Below are 16,535 nucleotides of genomic sequence, written 5' to 3'. Positions count from 1 at the left end.
GATTATGTGCGATGCGCGAGGCGGGCATTCTAACCGCCGTTGGCAAGCTGCGCGTAGCGGTCGCAATCCTGGGTGTGGTCCATGACCATGCCCGAGGCCTGCATCAGCGCGTAGCAAATGGTCGGGCCGACGAAGGTGAAGCCGGCCTTTTTCAGCGCTTTGCTCATCGCCAGCGCTTGGGGGGTGATCGCCGGGACTTCGCTGCGATCCTTGAAATGATTGATGATCGGTCGGTCGCCAACGAACGACCAGAGGAACGCCACCGGATCCTCCAGCGCCAGCCAGGCTTGCGCATTGCGCCGGGCAGCGTTGAGTTTCAGGCGGTTGCGGATGATGCCAGGGTCGAGCATCAGTTCATCGATCTCGGCGTCGCTCATCTGCGCCACGCGCTGCACATCGAAGCCGAAGAGCACCTGACGATAACGCTCGCGCTTGCGCAGCACGGTGATCCACGACAGCCCGGCCTGGAACCCTTCGAGCAAAAGCAACTCGAACAAACCCTGCGCATCGCGTAGCGGCGTGCCCCACTCCTGATCGTGATAAGCCATGTACAGCGGATCTTCGGTACACCAAAAGCAGCGTGGCATAAGGCTCCAGGGGGCGTGCGCAGCAACGAATCGGGTATACTCCCGCTCTTTAAATCGCAGCCCAAGAAACAGGTGAATTTCGTGAGCCAGCCTACGCCAGCCGTGCGTACCTTCCAAGACTTGATCCTCGCGCTCCAGCAATACTGGGCCGAGCAAGGTTGTGTGGTACTTCAGCCCTACGATATGGAAGTAGGCGCCGGCACTTTCCACACCGCGACCTTCCTGCGCGCCATCGGCCCGGAAACCTGGAACGCCGCTTACGTACAGCCAAGCCGCCGTCCGACTGACGGCCGTTACGGCGAAAACCCGAACCGTCTGCAGCACTACTACCAGTTTCAGGTGGTGCTCAAGCCGAACCCGGACAACTTCCAGGAACTGTATCTGGGCTCGCTCAAGCATGTCGGCCTCGATCCGCTGGTCCACGACATCCGTTTCGTCGAAGACAACTGGGAATCGCCGACCCTCGGCGCCTGGGGTCTGGGCTGGGAAGTCTGGCTCAACGGCATGGAGGTCACCCAGTTCACCTACTTCCAGCAAGCGGGGGGCATCGAGTGCTACCCGGTGACCGGCGAGATCACCTACGGTCTCGAGCGCCTGGCCATGTACCTGCAAGGCGTCGATTCGGTCTACGACCTGGTCTGGGCTGACGGCCCGTTCGGCAAAGTCACCTACGGCGACGTGTTCCACCAGAACGAAGTGGAGCAGTCCACCTACAACTTCGAACACGCCAACGTCGACAAACTGTTCGAACTGTTCGACTTCTATGAAAGCGAAGCCAAGCGCCTGATCGAACTCGACCAGCCGCTGCCGTTGCCAAGCTACGAAATGGTGCTGAAGGCTTCGCATACCTTCAACCTGCTGGATGCGCGCCGGGCGATCTCGGTGACTGCGCGTCAGCAATACATTCTGCGCGTGCGCACCCTGGCGCGTTCCGTTGCGCAAGCCTACCTGCTGGCACGCGCCAAGCTGGGCTTCCCGATGGCGACCCCGGACCTGCGTGACGAAGTACTGGCCAAGCTGGAGGCTGCACAATGAGTGCGCAAGATTTTCTGGTTGAACTGGGCACCGAAGAACTGCCACCCAAAGCCCTCAACACGTTGGCTGAAGCGTTCCTCGCCGGTATCGACAAGGGCCTGCAAGCCGCCGGCCTGAGCTACGAAAGCAAGACCGTTTATGCCGCGCCGCGTCGCCTGGCCGTGCTGATCACTGCGCTGGCCACTCAGCAGCCGGATCGCAGCATCAACCTCGACGGCCCGCCACGTCAGGCCGCGTTCGACGCTGACGGCAATCCGACTCAGGCCGCCCTCGGCTTCGCCAAGAAGTGCGGCGTCGACTTGAGCGAAATCGACCAGAGCGGCCCGAAACTGCGCTACAGCCAGAACATCGCCGGCAAGCCGACCGCGAGCCTGCTGCCAACCATCGTCGAAGATTCGTTGAACGACCTGCCGATCCCGAAACGCATGCGTTGGGGTGCGCGCAAGGAAGAGTTCGTGCGTCCGACCCAGTGGCTGGTGATGCTGCTCGGTGACCAGGTCATCGACTGCACGATCCTCGCGCAGAAGGCTGGCCGCGATTCCCGTGGTCACCGTTTCCATCATCCGGAAGCCGTGCGCATCGGTTCGCCGTCGAGCTACCTCGCCGACCTGCGTGCCGCGTATGTGTTGGCCGACGCCAACGAGCGTCGCGAAATCATCAGCAAGCGTACCGAAGAACTGGCCACGCGCCAGGAAGGCACGGCAATCGTGCCGCCGACGCTGCTCGACGAAGTGACCGCACTGGTCGAATGGCCGGTGCCGCTGGTGTGCTCGTTCGAAGAACGTTTCCTCGACGTGCCGCAGGAAGCGCTGATCACCACCATGCAGGACAACCAGAAGTACTTCTGCCTGCTGGATGCCGACGGCAAGTTGCTGCCACGTTTCATCACTGTAGCCAACATCGAAAGCAAAGATCCGCAGCAGATCATCGCCGGTAACGAGAAAGTCGTGCGCCCACGTCTGACCGACGCCGAATTCTTCTTCAAGCAGGACAAGAAGCAGAAGCTCGAAGCGTTCAACCTGCGCCTGCAGAACGTGGTGTTCCAGGAAAAACTCGGCAGCGTCTACGACAAGGCCGAGCGCGTATCGAAACTGGCCGCGTACATCGCCGCACGCATTGGCGGCAACGCTTCGTGGGCTGCCCGCGCGGGCCTGCTGTCGAAGTGCGACCTGGCCACCGAAATGGTCGGCGAGTTCCCGGAGATGCAAGGTGTCGCCGGTTACTACTACGCCCTCAATGACGGCGAGCCGCAGGACGTCGCGCTGGCATTGAACGAGCAGTACATGCCACGCGGTGCCGGCGCGGAATTGCCGGCGACCCTGACCGGTGCAGCCGTCGCCATCGCCGACAAGCTCGACACCCTGGTCGGTATCTTCGGTATCGGCATGCTGCCAACCGGCAGCAAAGACCCGTATGCCCTGCGCCGCGCGGCACTGGGTGTGCTGCGTATCCTGATCGAAAAGAAACTCGATCTCGACCTGAACGACGCCGTCGCCTTCGCGGTGAATGCGTTCGGCGGCAAGGTCAAGGCGGCCGGCCTCAACGAGGCGGTGCTGGAGTTCATCTTCGACCGTCTGCGCGCGCGCTATGAAGACGAAGGCGTCGACGTCGCCACTTACCTGTCGGTACGTGCACTGAAGCCGGGTTCGGCGCTGGACTTCGACCAGCGTGTACAAGCGGTGCAGGCCTTCCGCAAACTGCCGGAAGCGGCAGCGCTGGCAGCGGTGAACAAGCGTGTGTCGAACCTGTTGAGCAAAGTCGAAGGCTCGGTACCGACCGTGGTCGAAGCCAAGTACTTCGACAATGCCAACGAGTTCTCGCTGTATTCGGCGATCCAGCAAGCGGATCAGGCGGTGCAGCCGATGGCCGCGGCGCGTCAGTACAACGAATCGCTGGCGCGCCTGGCGGCACTGCGCGAGCCGGTCGACGCGTTCTTCGACGCGGTGATGGTCAATGCCGACGATGCCAATGTGCGGGCCAACCGTTACGCGCTGCTGGCGCGCCTGCGTGGCCTGTTCCTCGGCGTTGCCGACATTTCGCTGCTGGGTTGAGGGACTGCTGTTGAAACTGCTGATTCTCGATCGTGACGGCGTGATCAATTACGACTCCGATGCCTACATCAAGTCGGTGGAGGAGTGGATTCCGCTGCCCGGCTCGATCGCAGCGATCGCGCAGTTGAGCAAGGCCGGCTGGACGGTGGCGGTGGCCACCAACCAGTCGGGCATTGCTCGCGGCTATTACGACCTCGCCACCCTCGACGCAATGCACGCGCGCCTGCGCGAGCTGGTGGCGGAGCAGGGCGGTGAAGTCGGCTTGATCGTTTATTGCCCGCATGGCCCGGATGAAGGTTGCGATTGCCGCAAGCCGAAACCGGGGATGCTGAAAACCATCGCCGCGCATTACAACGTCGAGCTGGCCAATGTCTGGTTCGTCGGCGACAGCCTTGGTGACCTGGAGGCCGCCAAAGCCGTCGATTCACAGCCAGTTTTGGTGAAGACCGGAAAAGGCGAGAAGACTCAGGGCAAGACCCTGCCGGTTGGCACTCTGATTTTTGACGATCTGGCGGCGATTGCCGCAGAACTTATCCACAACTAGAGTACTTCTGAATTTCCTGGCCAGGGATTGCTCGGGAGTGCGCTTGAACAGTCGGGCATTGCCCCGTAACGGTAACCGTCGCCATGTCGATACTGCGGGCCTTCAGAATCTTTCTTTTCTATCTGCTGCTGGGCACAACAGCGTTGCTGTGGTGCAGCCTGAGCTTTTTCATTGCGCCCTTTCTGTCTTTCAAGGCGCGCTATCGTTTTATCAACGTGTACTGGTGCCGTTGCGCCCTGTGGCTGACCAAGGTGTTCCTCGGTATCCGCTACGAAATCAAAGGTGCGGAAAACGTGCCGGACCGGCCCTGTGTGATTCAGTCGAACCACCAGAGCACTTGGGAGACGTTTTTTCTCTCCGCTTATTTCTCGCCCTTGAGCCAGGTGCTCAAGCGCGAACTGCTTTACGTACCGTTCTTCGGCTGGGCCATGGCCATGCTGCGCCCGATCGCCATCGACCGCGACAACCCCAAAGCCGCGCTCAAACAAGTCGCGGCCAAAGGCGACGAGCTGCTCAAGGACAACGTCTGGGTGCTGATCTTCCCTGAAGGCACACGAGTGCCCTACGGCACCGTCGGAAAATTCTCCCGCAGTGGCAGCGCATTGGCAGTGAATGCGGCGCTTCCGGTTCTGCCGATTGCACACAATGCCGGCAAATTCTGGCCGAAAATCGGCTGGGGCAAACAGTCCGGAGTGATCACCGTGGTCATTGGCGAACCGATGTATGCCGAAGGTAGTGGGCCGCGGGCCATCGCTGATCTGAATGACCGAGTGCAAGCGTGGAACGAGAAAACCCAACGCGAGATGGGCTCGCTGCCACCGGCGCCACAGGCGCCGGCCGCAAGTGATCGACTGGCTGTCTGAATTTTGTGGATAACCTGTGTACGCTTTCGCCTGAAATGACCGTAATCGTTCTATAACTTACTGATTTTTATACATATTTCAAAATCGATAAGTTGAACGAAATCCGTGCATAAGTTTTATTCGGATGTAAAAAAACCGGCCGTTATAGCCGGTTTTTTTGTGCCCCTTCATTCCGCAATCAGCGGCAACTCGATGCAGAAGGTGGTTCCCGCATCGACCATGCTGTGACACTCGATTGTGCCGCCATGATGATCGATCACCGCCTTGACCATCGACAGGCCCAGGCCCACGCCGTCGATGCCTTGGGCCGAGGAGAAGCGCCGATACTGGCTGAACAGGTCAGGCAATTCATCGGCAGCGATGCCCTTGCCCTGGTCGGTCAATTCGCAGCGCAGCCATGGCCCGTGACAAGTCACCTTCAGTTGCACAGTTGTGTCTGCCGGACTGTACTTGATCGCGTTCTCCAGCAGATTGAACAGGGCGCGCGTCAGCAACCCCTGATCGGCGAGAATCAGCCGCTCCTGACATTCCTCGTCGACTTGATTCAGCAGTTCGATACGTTTCTGCTGGGCGATGGGTAAGGCCTGATCCAGCACGTCCAAGACCAGCATCGCGAATAACGTCGGGCGAAACTGGTAGGTCTCGGACTCGGCTCGCGCCAACAGGACAAAACCATCGGTCAGATCCAGCGCGCGGCGAACCTGGCGTTCGATCTGCTCGAACAACGGTGCGTCAGCCCCCGCTTGGTGACGATGCACATCGAGCAGAGCGAGGATCGCCGAATGGGGCGCGCGCAGGTCGTGGGAGAGAAAACGCAGCAGCACGCCGCGCTGTTCCTCCGCCGCGCGTTCAGCGCTCAAGTCAGTCAGGCTGAGCAGCCAACCGATCGGCGTATCGCCGTCGACCGGCAGCAGCGCGGCTCTCTCCAGGCGCAGACTGCGTTCCTTTTGATCACGAAATTCCAGCAGCGCCAGCGTTGCCAGCGCTGGTCGCGGCGCTGTGGATAATTCCGGATAGCCGAGTCGTGCCAGTTGATCGAGTACGTCATCGCCCACCAACGGATCGTCGAACAACTCACGTGCTTTACGATTGCCTAGCAGGATCTTGCCCTGCGGGTCGCTGATCAGCGTCGCCACAGGCAAATACTCCAGGCCATCGGCAATGAAGCGCCGGGTATCGCGGGTGCGGCTCATGGCTTGTTCGAGCGCCATGATCTGTCCCTGCAAACGGTCAGCGCCGGTGAAGCGGGTTCGGCGTCGCTCCGGGAAGACCTTCGGTTCGCTGTCCAGACGCGCCAGCTCCCAGCCGAAGTAGGTGAGCACCACACTCAGGCGCCGCCAGTTCCAGATCAGGTAACCGAACAACATGCCCAGCGCGGCAGACGTGGGCGACCACCAGTAGCGAATCTCAGCGAGTATGGCGCTGCTGATCAGCGTACACGCCATACCAGTCAAGGTTACCCACAGCGCCCAACGCGGCCGCCACAGCAATAATCCCAGCACACCCGCGACCATCGCCACCGACAGCAGCGCGCCAGAGGCAGGAGAGGGATTGTGCAGATTGTCCTGGGCGCGATAAGACAACAGAGCAGTCAGCGGCAATAGCACTAGACTTATCCACAACCACTCGCGCACCAGTCGCCGGAATAGACGCTGCACCTGGCTTGGCTCACGACTTTCATGTCGGCGTTGAGGTTTACGCATGGCGCGAACGGCAAGGCCGTGTGGTGGGTTTCATAGGTCTCAGGTCTGAGGCGTGGACCCGAAGAATCATAGCGGACGTCGAACGCCAACGGGCCGCTTCTTTCATCGTGGCTGTAGAGTGGTTATTGTCGACATCCCAGCCCCAGCGACAAGGAACACCGCCGATGCGCGTTGCCATTCTGGACGACGAACCCGCCGAGCTGCGCCGGGTCGAGCAAACCCTGGAGCAAATGGCCGAGGCCGGAGAACAGCCATGGTCACTGCACAGCTTCGAGCGCGGCGAAGACTTGTTGCGCCAGCTGCGTCGGGAGACTTTCGACCTGCTGATCCTCGACTGGCAACTTCCCGACCTGACAGGTCTGGCGCTGCTGCGCTGGACTCGCGAACACATGGATGCGCCACCGGCAGCGATCATGCTGACCAGCCGCGATGGCGAGAGCGATATCGTTCAAGCCTTGAATGCCGGCGCCGATGATTATGTCAGCAAGCCGTTTCGCCCCAACGAGTTGAAGGCGAGGGTGGCGGCGGTATTGCGTCGACATAGCCAACCGCGCAGCGCGGCGGGTGAAGTGCAGACCTTTCACGATCTGACTTTCGACGACGCCGAACTGACCGTCACCCGTGAAGGCAAACCGATTCTCATGACTGAACGCGAGTATCGCCTGGCGCGGTGTCTGTTCAGTAATCTGGGTCGGCCGTTGTCGCGGGATTATCTGTATGAGCGCTTCTGGCCAAACGAAGAGACCACTTCCTCGCGACCGCTGGATACGCACATCTACCGGCTGCGCAACAAGCTCGGGCTGACCGCGGATCGGGGTTGGCAACTGCTGACGATTTATGGATATGGGTATCGGTTGGAGAGTGTGGCGACCGGGAATGAGTGAGCCACGACGGCCGGAAAATTATCAAAGATGAAAAAGGTCTGAGGGAATTGACTGCGTATTCCGAACAATCAAAAACCGCCGCCTCTATTGTGGTGTTCGAGGCCACCGTCATCTCGGCTGACTGTGCCGAGGCATTGCAGGCCCTGGGTCTGCGCGTGACAACGCTGGCGCTGAACGAAGACAACGTCATGGGCCTGATGAGCACGCGACCCGACTATGTGCTCACCATCAACTTCAATCAGTACATCAGTGAAGTCTGCGAGCTGCTGAAAATCCCTTACCTGGCTTGGGTGATCGATACCCCGTGTTACCCGATCTACGACAAGGCCATCAATCATTCGCACAGCTTTACCTTTATCTACGACGCGGCAGTGGCCCGGCGGCTGAGGCAGAGCGGGGTTCGTCAGGTTTACCATCTGCCGGTCGCGGCGAACCTGGAGCGCATCAGCCAGATCGATGTTCACGAGCAGCATTCACTGGCGGAACATGACATCAGCTTCGTTGCGAACCTGACCCGCACTGAATTTCGCACCTCGATATTGCCGCATCTGTCGTCGCAGACCCGTGAGCGTTGCAAGCGACTGATCGACTCGCTGGATCAGCCCGACGGTTTCTTGAACCTGTCGGCGCAACTGGCTGATGAGTTCATCAGCACCATCAAGCTGGAGTCCAACTACCCGCTGGCGGGCGATCGCTATTTGTCGGTGGCGGAAAAACTCGCTTACCTGCTGGGTAGAGAGCACTCGTGGCAGGAACGCATCGAGGTCATCCAGCGGCTTGAAAAACGTTTCAGGGTTGCCGTGTATGGCAATGATGAATGGCAGTCCCAGGTAAGCAGCTATGTCCAACATGCCGAGCACTTCACTGAGATGCCAAGGATTTTCCAGCGCTCGAAAATCAACCTCAACATCATCCGTTCGTTCGTCGAATCCGGCCTGCCGATGCGCGTCTTCGATGTGCTCAGCTGTGGCGGCTTTCTTGTCACCAACGACAAGGAGGATCTGCACAGGCTGTTCACCGATGGCAAAGATCTGGTGATCTACCGGGACACTCAGGACTTGCTGGAGATCTGCGCTTATTACCTCGAGCACGATGATGAGCGCAGGACGATTGCCCGGCAGGGGCGGGTGACATTGGCGCAAAACCATACGTTTGTGCAGCGCATGAGCGACATGTTGACCACGGTGCAGAGCGAGCTGCGCGGAGAGCCGGGGGCGCTCAGCCGCTGGTATCGCTGAGCTCGTTCCTTCAGACATAAAAAACCCCGGCGCACTGGCCGGGGTTTTTCTGAGCGGGCAGCAACCAGGATCAGAAGTCCAGGTTGGATACCGCCAACGCGTTGCTTTCGATGAAGTCCCGGCGAGGTTCGACCGCATCACCCATCAGGGTGTTGAAGATCTGATCTGCGCCGATGGCGTCTTCGATGGTGACTTTCAGCATGCGGCGCACGCTTGGGTCCATGGTGGTTTCCCACAGTTGATCCGGGTTCATTTCGCCCAGACCTTTATAGCGCTGGATAGTGTGGCGCTTGGTACTTTCGGCCATCAGCCAGTCGAGCGCTTCCTTGAACTCGGTAACGGCTTTCTTGCGTTCTCCACGCTGGATGTACGCACCTTCGTCGAGCAGGGTGCTGAGTTGCGCGCCCAGGGTGACCACGGTTTTGTAGTCGTTGCTGCCGAAGAAGTCGCGGTTGAAGGTGACGTAGTTCGACAGGCCGTGGGAGATCAGCTCGACCTCTGGCAGCCAGACGCCACGTTCACGGTCTTCGCGCAGGCTGGCCTTGTAGACCAGGCCGGACTTCTCGTTGGTACGCAGGCGAACTTCGTACTGGGCCAGCCACTCTTGCATCGCTGCGTGGTCGCCTAGTGTTTCCAGGCTGACGGCTGGCAGGTAGATGAAGTGCTCGGTCAGCTCCTGTGGGTACAGGCGCGACAGACGCTTGAGGGTCTTCATGACCATGCGGAAGTCATTCACCAGACGCTCCAGCGCTTCACCGGAAATGCCCGGGGCTTCTTCGTTCAGGTGCAGGCTTGCATCTTCCAGGGCCGACTGAGTCATGTACTCTTCCATGGCGTCGTCGTCTTTGATGTATTGCTCTTGCTTGCCTTTCTTGACCTTGTACAGCGGCGGCTGGGCGATGTAGATGTAGCCGCGCTCGATCAGCTCCGGCAACTGACGGAAGAAGAAGGTCAGCAGCAGGGTACGGATGTGCGAACCGTCGACGTCAGCATCGGTCATGATGATGATGTTGTGATAGCGCAGCTTGTCGATGTTGTACTCTTCGCGGCCGATGCCGCAGCCCAGCGCGGTGATCAGCGTGCCCACTTCCTGGGACGAGATCATCTTGTCGAAACGGGCCTTCTCGACGTTGAGGATCTTGCCCTTCAACGGCAGGATCGCCTGGGTCTTGCGGTTACGTCCCTGCTTGGCAGAGCCGCCCGCGGAGTCACCTTCCACGAGGTACAGTTCGGACAGCGCCGGGTCTTTTTCCTGGCAGTCGGCGAGCTTGCCCGGCAGGCCGGCGATGTCCAGCGCGCCTTTGCGGCGGGTCATCTCACGCGCCTTGCGCGCGGCTTCACGGGCACGGGCGGCATCGATCATCTTGCCGACCACCAGCTTGGCTTCGTTGGGGTTTTCCAGGAGGAAGTCGGAGAAGTATTTGCCCATCTCCTGCTCAACCGCAGTTTTCACTTCGGAAGACACCAGCTTGTCTTTGGTCTGCGAGCTGAACTTCGGATCCGGCACTTTCACCGAGATGATTGCGGTCAGGCCTTCACGGGCATCGTCACCGGTTGTGGCGACTTTGTGCTTCTTCGCCAGACCTTCCTGCTCGATGTAGTTGTTCAGGTTACGGGTCAGGGCCGAACGGAAGCCCACCAGGTGAGTACCGCCGTCGCGCTGCGGAATGTTGTTGGTGAAGCACAACAGGTTCTCATTGAAGCTGTCGTTCCACTGCAGGGCGATTTCCACGCCGATGCCGTCTTCACGCTGGATATTGAAGTGGAACACCTGATTGACCGCAGTCTTGTTGGTGTTCAGATATTCAACGAATGCACGCAGGCCGCCTTCGTACTTGAACAGCTCTTCCTTGCCGCTGCGCTCATCCTTGAGGACGATGCCGACACCGGAGTTGAGGAAGGACAGTTCACGAATGCGCTTGGCGAGGATGTCCCAGCTGAAGTGAATGTTCTTGAAGGTTTCGCTGGAAGCCTTGAAGTGAATCTGCGTACCGGTGGTCTCGCTGTCGCCAACGATGGCCATTGGCGCCTGAGGTACGCCGTGGACGTAGGTCTGTTCCCAGATCTTGCCGCTACGGCGAACGGTCAGAACCAGCTCTTCGGACAGCGCGTTCACTACCGACACACCTACACCGTGCAGACCGCCGGATACCTTGTAGGAGTTGTCGTCGAACTTACCGCCAGCGTGGAGGACGGTCATGATGACCTCGGCGGCGGAGACGCCTTCCTCTTTATGCACATCTACCGGAATGCCACGACCGTTGTCTTTAACGGTGATGGACTCGTCCGGGTGGATGATGATGCTGATGTCGTCGCAATGGCCGGCGAGGGCTTCGTCGATCGAGTTGTCGACCACCTCGAACACCATGTGGTGCAGACCGCTGCCATCGTCGGTGTCACCAATGTACATACCGGGACGTTTGCGTACGGCATCCAGGCCTTTCAGCACTTTAATGCTCGTTGAGTCGTACGTATTTTCTTCGCTCAATGCCTTCACTCCCGATGGTCGTGGGTCTGGGTGATACGGCCCTGTTCCACGTGGAACAAAGCGACCGGCGTTTCCGTCTGCCAGCCTTCCCTCAGTAATTCGTGATCTACACAGGTGATGAACACCTGGCAGCGTAAGTCTTCCAGCAAGCGGCACAGCGCGCGACGATGGCTCTCGTCCAGTTCGGACGGCAAGTCATCCACCAGATAAATACACTGCCCGCGGCGGGCCTGGCTGACCAGGTGGCCTTGGGCAATCCGCAGCGCACAGACCACCAGCTTCTGCTGACCCCGGGACAGGATGTCCGCGGCATTGTGTGCGCCCAATCTGAGACGCAAATCAGCGCGTTGCGGGCCGGCCTGGGTATGCCCCATCTGCTGGTCCCGTTGCACGGATCCAGCCAGTACGGCGCTCAAATCGCGGTCCTTGTCCCAGCCTCGGTAATAGCTGAGCGTCAAACCCTCGAGCTCAACCAGTTCGCTCAAGGTCTGTTCGAAGACCGGTTTCAAGGCTGTGATGTAAGCGCGGCGGTATTCATCGATTTCAGCGCTGGCCTGGCACAGTTCCCTGTCCCAAACCGCTTGCGAAACGGCGTCAAGTGTACCATGCCGCAGCCAAGAGTTTCTCTGGCGCAAGGCCTTCTGAAGCCGCTGCCATGTGGCCATGAAACGCGGTTCGACGTGGAACACGCCCCAATCGAGAAACTGCCGGCGAATCTTCGGCGCACCTTCCAGCAGACGGAAACTGTCCGGGTTGATCAACTGCAGTGGCAGGATCTCGGCCAGTTGTGCAGCGCTGCGGGCGTTCTGGCCATCGATGCGAATCTGGAACTCGCCCTGACGGTCTCGAGAAATCCCCAAGGCACTCTGACCACCTTCCGCCAGTTCAACCTGACCGAATACGGTACAGGCGAGTTGTTCGTACTGAATGACAGGCAACAGCCGCGTGCTACGAAACGAACGGGCAAGCCCCAGCAGGTGAATGGCTTCCAGAACACTGGTTTTGCCGCTGCCGTTGGCGCCGTAAAGGATGTTGATGCGGGGGGAGGGGGAGAAGGTCACCGGGTGCAGATTGCGCACCGCGGTGACCGAAACACGACTTAACGACATTCAGGATCAGCTGATTACAGACGCATCGGCATGACAACGTAAGCCGAGTCGTCATTGTCGGACTCTTGCACCAGCGCACTGCTGTTGGAGTCGGACAGGATCAGGCGTACCTGCTCGGTGGTCATCACGCCCAGCACGTCGAGCAGGTAGCTGACGTTAAAGCCGATTTCCAGGGAACCGCCGTTGTATTCAACACCCACTTCTTCTTCCGCTTCTTCCTGCTCGGGGTTGTTGGCCTGGATTTTCAACTGACCGCTGGCCAGTTGCAGACGGATACCGCGGTACTTCTCGTTGGACAGAATCGCGGTACGGCTGAACGCTTCACGCAATGCCTGACGATCGCCGAGTACCAGCTTGTCGCCACCTTTCGGCAGTACGCGCTCGTAATCCGGGAATTTACCGTCGACCAGTTTCGAGGTGAAGGTGAACTCGCCGGTGGTAGCGCGGATATGGTGCTGACCGAGGACGATGCTGACATTGCCATCGGGCTCGGTGAGCAGACGCGCCAGTTCGAGGATACCTTTGCGCGGCACGATCACCTGATGACGATCCGGCTGACCGATATCGGCCTGCATCGAGCACATGGCCAGACGGTGACCATCGGTGGCCACGGCGCGGATCACGCCCGCGGAAACCTCCAGCAGCATGCCGTTGAGGTAATAACGCACGTCCTGCTGAGCCATGGCGAAGCTAGTGCGCTCGATCAGTCGACGCAGTTTGCTCTGCTCCAGGCTGCAGGTCAGCGAGCCCGGGCCTTCTTCGACGGTCGGGAAATCGTTGGCCGGCAGGGTCGACAGGGTGAAACGGCTACGGCCGGCCTTCACCACCAGCTTCTGCTCGTCGACCTTGATGTCGATCAGCGCATCGTTGGGCAGGCTTTTGCAGATATCCATCAACTTGCGCGCAGGCACGGTAATGGAACCAGTTTCGGCCGGCTCTTCAAGTTGCACACGACCGACCAGTTCGACCTCAAGGTCGGTACCGGTCAGCGACAATTGCTGGCCTTCGACGACCAACAGCACGTTGGACAGTACCGGCAAGGTCTGTCGACGCTCGACGACGCCTGCGACCAGTTGCAGGGGTTTCAACAGGGCTTCGCGTTGAATGGTGAAATGCATGGTCTCGTCCCTTGCCTTAATAAGCTGCGCTGGTGTTCATCAAGTGGTCAGTGTACGCAGCAGGTTCTTGTAGTCCTCGCGGATGTCCGCGTCGGATTCCTTAAGTTCGTTGATCTTGCGGCAGGCATGCAGCACGGTGGTGTGGTCGCGGCCGCCAAACACATCGCCGATTTCCGGCAGGCTGTGGTTGGTCAGCTCCTTGGACAACGCCATGGCCACCTGACGCGGACGTGCCACCGAGCGCGAACGCCGCTTGGACAGCAAGTCGGAAATCTTGATCTTGTAATACTCGGCGACGGTGCGCTGAATGTTATCCACAGAGACCAGTTTGTCCTGCAATGCCAACAGGTCTTTCAGGGATTCGCGAATCAGCTCGATGGTGATGTCGCGGCCCATGAAGTGCGAGTGGGCGATCACGCGTTTCAGCGCGCCCTCCAGTTCGCGGACGTTGGAACGGATGCGCTGGGCAATGAAGAACGCGGCGTCATGGGGCAACTCGACTTTGGCCTGGTCGGCCTTCTTCATCAGGATCGCCACGCGGGTTTCGAGTTCCGGCGGCTCGACGGCCACCGTCAGGCCCCAGCCGAAGCGGGATTTGAGGCGTTCCTCAAGACCTTCGATTTCTTTCGGGTAGCGGTCACTGGTGAGAATGACCTGCTGGCCACCTTCAAGCAGAGCATTGAAGGTGTGGAAAAACTCTTCCTGGGAGCGCTCCTTGCGGGCAAAGAACTGAATGTCGTCGATGAGCAAAGCGTCCACCGAACGATAGAAACGCTTGAACTCGTTGATCGCGTTCAGTTGCAGCGCCTTGACCATGTCGGCCACGAAACGCTCGGAATGCAGGTACACGACCTTGGCATTCGGATTCTTCTTTAATAGATGGTTGCCCACCGCATGCATCAAGTGGGTCTTACCCAGACCGACACCACCATAAAGGAACAGCGGGTTGTAACCGTGCTTGGGATTGTCCGCCACCTGCCAGGCCGCCGCACGGGCGAGCTGGTTCGACTTGCCTTCGACGAAATTCTCGAAGGTGAACGTGCGGTTGAGATAACTGGTGTGCTTGAGCGCACCTTCCACCTGCACGGTGCGCTGTTCGGCGCGAACCGGGGCCTGCTGCGAAGCGGCACCGGCCATCGGGTCGAAGCTGTCGCGGGACGGCTCTTCGCTGACTTCAGCGGTTTTCTGCGTGGCACGCTTGGCCGGAGCGGGTGCGGGCGCCGGGTTACTCGCAGGTACGTTATTGGCCTGCGCCTGGGAAACCTGCGCGGCCGCCAGTGGCGCGTTCGGTGCGGCACGGGGTGCCGAGCTGCGTTTGCTGCCTATTAACAAGGACAACGCCGGCGTCGAGCCATTGCCGTGCTCATCCAGCAACTCAATGACGCGACCCAGGTACTTTTCGTTGACCCAGTCCAGCACGAAACGATTCGGTGCGTAGACGCGCAACTCGTCGCCTTCGGCTTCGACCTGTAGTGGACGGATCCAGGTGTTGAATTGTTGGGCAGGCAGCTCTTCGCGCAAAAGCTCCACGCACTGCTGCCAAAGTTCCACTGACACGGATATCCCCTAAGTTGAAAGCCGGTGAGGCAAAAACAAGCGGCCATTGTAGCGGCGAGCGGTTCACTTATCCACATGCAGGTAGCGCCGTCGCCATCATTTATCAATGCACTATCGCTGCTAAAAGCGACCAACGGCGTGTGAATAAGCCCTGTGGATAAACGCCCTTGAGGGCACTGGACAACTGGGGGGTGAACTCGGTGGATAACCTCGCTGTGGATAACCACGCATTCCACACACAGCTTATCCGAGGGCGCAGCACAGGCTGAACACGGTTTTCCACTGTAGTTGTCATTCTCTGTACACCAGAAGCAACAAGGCCTGGTGGCACTTATCCACAGAAGATGCCGTGTCTAGCTTTTACAAGCTTTACAGAAAAGCTTTAAATACTTCCCTTCTTTATTTCTATATCTGGCGGACAGGCTTTCGAGCTGAAACCGTGCCGAGATCTATTTATAAGGAAACGCTGGTTGGAAATTGACCTGAAGGCTTGCTTTCTCTAGAATCCCCGGTCTCTTAAAACGGGGGCCATTCCGGCCCGTTGTGGACGAACCAGGTAACACGACATGAAACGTACTTTCCAACCAAGCACTATCAAACGCGCTCGTACCCACGGTTTCCGTGCTCGCATGGCTACTAAGAACGGCCGCGCAGTCCTGTCGCGTCGTCGCGCCAAAGGTCGTGCGCGTCTGGCAGTTTGATAATCCGGTACTGGAGGTGAGTCAGGACTTCAGTCGGGAAAAGCGTCTGCTTACCCCCCGGCATTTCAAGGCAGTCTTTGACTCCCCTACCGGCAAGGTTCCGGGGAAAAATCTCCTGCTCCTTGCACGCGACAACGATCTTGATCACCCCCGTCTCGGGCTGGTTATCGGGAAAAAGAGCGTAAAGCTTTCCGTTGAGCGCAATCGCCTCAAACGTCTGATGCGCGAATCGTTCCGTCTGCACCAGGATTCACTGGTCGGCTGGGACATCGTTATCGTCGCGCGCAAAGGTTTGGGTGATGTAGAAAACCCCGAATTGATTCAGCATTTCGGCAAACTCTGGAAGCGTCTGGCGCGCAACAAGCCCGTTCCGGCAGTCAAAACCGAAACTGTAGGGGTAGACAGTTCCGATGCGTAAACTGGCCCTCGTTCCGATCCAGTTTTATCGCTATGCCATTAGTCCTTTAATGGCCAGCCACTGTCGCTTCTACCCCAGTTGTTCCTGCTACGCGTATGAAGCCATTGAAAATCATGGCCTTCTGCGCGGTGGCTGGCTGACCTTTCGTCGTTTAGGTCGCTGTCATCCGTGGAATCCCGGTGGTTATGACCCGGTTCCACCTGTCCCTACCTCCCGTTCTTCTTCGATGGCCGAGTAAT

The 16,535-nt window shown here is 59.0% G+C and carries 15 protein-coding genes; 9 read left to right on the top strand and 6 right to left on the bottom strand.

The window, feature by feature from the left end; genetic code table 11:
* Positions 1-29: 29 nt before the first annotated feature.
* The gene (gene tag, locus AEQ63_RS24770; protein ID WP_042607974.1) at positions 30-587 is read right to left on the bottom strand and encodes a DNA-3-methyladenine glycosylase I; all 558 of its coding nucleotides are present in this window, start codon (positions 585-587) and stop codon (positions 30-32) included.
* Between the two features lie 81 nt (positions 588-668).
* Here tag and glyQ point away from each other — a divergent pair, with 81 nt between their 5' ends.
* The 4 genes from glyQ (at position 669) to AEQ63_RS24750 (ending at position 5,080) form a co-directional block, all read left to right on the top strand.
* The gene (gene glyQ / locus AEQ63_RS24765; protein WP_003187265.1) at positions 669-1,622 is read left to right on the top strand and encodes a glycine--tRNA ligase subunit alpha; all 954 of its coding nucleotides are present in this window, start codon (positions 669-671) and stop codon (positions 1,620-1,622) included.
* Positions 1,619-3,673 carry a glycine--tRNA ligase subunit beta gene (gene glyS, locus AEQ63_RS24760; protein WP_064365210.1) on the top strand — a complete coding sequence of 685 codons (2,055 nt, stop codon included), beginning with the start codon at positions 1,619-1,621 and terminating at the stop codon, positions 3,671-3,673. The genes glyQ and glyS overlap by 4 nt, the downstream gene beginning before the upstream one ends.
* Before the next feature lie 4 nt (positions 3,674-3,677).
* Positions 3,678-4,217: a D-glycero-beta-D-manno-heptose 1,7-bisphosphate 7-phosphatase gene (gmhB, locus tag AEQ63_RS24755; RefSeq protein ID WP_177330619.1), complete on the top strand. Its 540-nt coding sequence runs from the start codon at positions 3,678-3,680 to the stop codon at positions 4,215-4,217.
* An 83-nt stretch (positions 4,218-4,300) separates the two neighbouring features.
* Entirely contained in the window at positions 4,301-5,080 is a 780-nt protein-coding gene (locus AEQ63_RS24750; protein ID WP_042607977.1) for a lysophospholipid acyltransferase family protein, read from the top strand.
* A 167-nt stretch (positions 5,081-5,247) separates the two neighbouring features.
* Here AEQ63_RS24750 and AEQ63_RS24745 read toward each other — a convergent pair whose 3' ends face one another.
* Complete coding sequence (locus AEQ63_RS24745) at positions 5,248-6,783, bottom strand: sensor histidine kinase (RefSeq protein WP_064365208.1); 1,536 nt, start codon at positions 6,781-6,783, stop codon at positions 5,248-5,250.
* A gap of 164 nt (positions 6,784-6,947) precedes the next feature.
* Here AEQ63_RS24745 and AEQ63_RS24740 point away from each other — a divergent pair, with 164 nt between their 5' ends.
* The gene (locus AEQ63_RS24740; protein ID WP_064365207.1) at positions 6,948-7,667 is read left to right on the top strand and encodes a response regulator transcription factor; all 720 of its coding nucleotides are present in this window, start codon (positions 6,948-6,950) and stop codon (positions 7,665-7,667) included.
* Between the two features lie 47 nt (positions 7,668-7,714).
* The gene (locus AEQ63_RS24735) at positions 7,715-8,905 is read left to right on the top strand and encodes a CgeB family protein (RefSeq protein ID WP_064365271.1); all 1,191 of its coding nucleotides are present in this window, start codon (positions 7,715-7,717) and stop codon (positions 8,903-8,905) included.
* 70 nt (positions 8,906-8,975) lie between these two features.
* Here the strand turns inward: AEQ63_RS24735 and gyrB are convergent, their stop codons facing one another.
* From gyrB to dnaA, 4 genes are read right to left on the bottom strand one after another with little or no spacing between them, the layout of a single operon-like run.
* A complete protein-coding gene (gene gyrB / locus AEQ63_RS24730) occupies positions 8,976-11,393 on the bottom strand; it encodes a DNA topoisomerase (ATP-hydrolyzing) subunit B (protein ID WP_024014948.1) in 2,418 nt (805 codons plus the stop codon).
* A gap of 5 nt (positions 11,394-11,398) precedes the next feature.
* Complete coding sequence (gene recF, locus AEQ63_RS24725; RefSeq protein WP_042607980.1) at positions 11,399-12,502, bottom strand: DNA replication/repair protein RecF; 1,104 nt, start codon at positions 12,500-12,502, stop codon at positions 11,399-11,401.
* A 14-nt stretch (positions 12,503-12,516) separates the two neighbouring features.
* Complete coding sequence (dnaN, locus tag AEQ63_RS24720) at positions 12,517-13,620, bottom strand: DNA polymerase III subunit beta (protein ID WP_016772390.1); 1,104 nt, start codon at positions 13,618-13,620, stop codon at positions 12,517-12,519.
* 39 nt (positions 13,621-13,659) lie between these two features.
* Entirely contained in the window at positions 13,660-15,177 is a 1,518-nt protein-coding gene (dnaA, locus tag AEQ63_RS24715) for a chromosomal replication initiator protein DnaA (RefSeq protein ID WP_064365206.1), read from the bottom strand.
* 566 nt (positions 15,178-15,743) lie between these two features.
* On the opposite strand from dnaA, the gene rpmH reads away from it, so the two are divergent.
* From rpmH to yidD, 3 genes are read left to right on the top strand one after another with little or no spacing between them, the layout of a single operon-like run.
* Positions 15,744-15,878 carry a 50S ribosomal protein L34 gene (gene rpmH, locus AEQ63_RS27495; RefSeq protein ID WP_003213577.1) on the top strand — a complete coding sequence of 45 codons (135 nt, stop codon included), beginning with the start codon at positions 15,744-15,746 and terminating at the stop codon, positions 15,876-15,878.
* Between the two features lie 16 nt (positions 15,879-15,894).
* Positions 15,895-16,296 carry a ribonuclease P protein component gene (gene rnpA / locus AEQ63_RS24710; protein ID WP_064365270.1) on the top strand — a complete coding sequence of 134 codons (402 nt, stop codon included), beginning with the start codon at positions 15,895-15,897 and terminating at the stop codon, positions 16,294-16,296.
* Positions 16,289-16,534 (top strand): membrane protein insertion efficiency factor YidD, encoded by a 246-nt coding sequence (gene yidD, locus AEQ63_RS27490; protein WP_027901580.1) that lies wholly within the window; start codon positions 16,289-16,291, stop codon positions 16,532-16,534. Before rnpA ends, yidD begins: the two co-directional genes overlap by 8 nt.
* The last annotated feature ends 1 nt before the right edge of the window (position 16,535 follow it).

Source organism: Pseudomonas sp. RIT-PI-o, assembly GCF_001297215.1.
Taxonomy (GTDB): domain Bacteria; phylum Pseudomonadota; class Gammaproteobacteria; order Pseudomonadales; family Pseudomonadaceae; genus Aquipseudomonas; species Aquipseudomonas moraviensis_A.
Note: the sequence above shows the minus strand (reverse complement) of the source record. Positions and strands in the feature narration are given on the sequence as shown.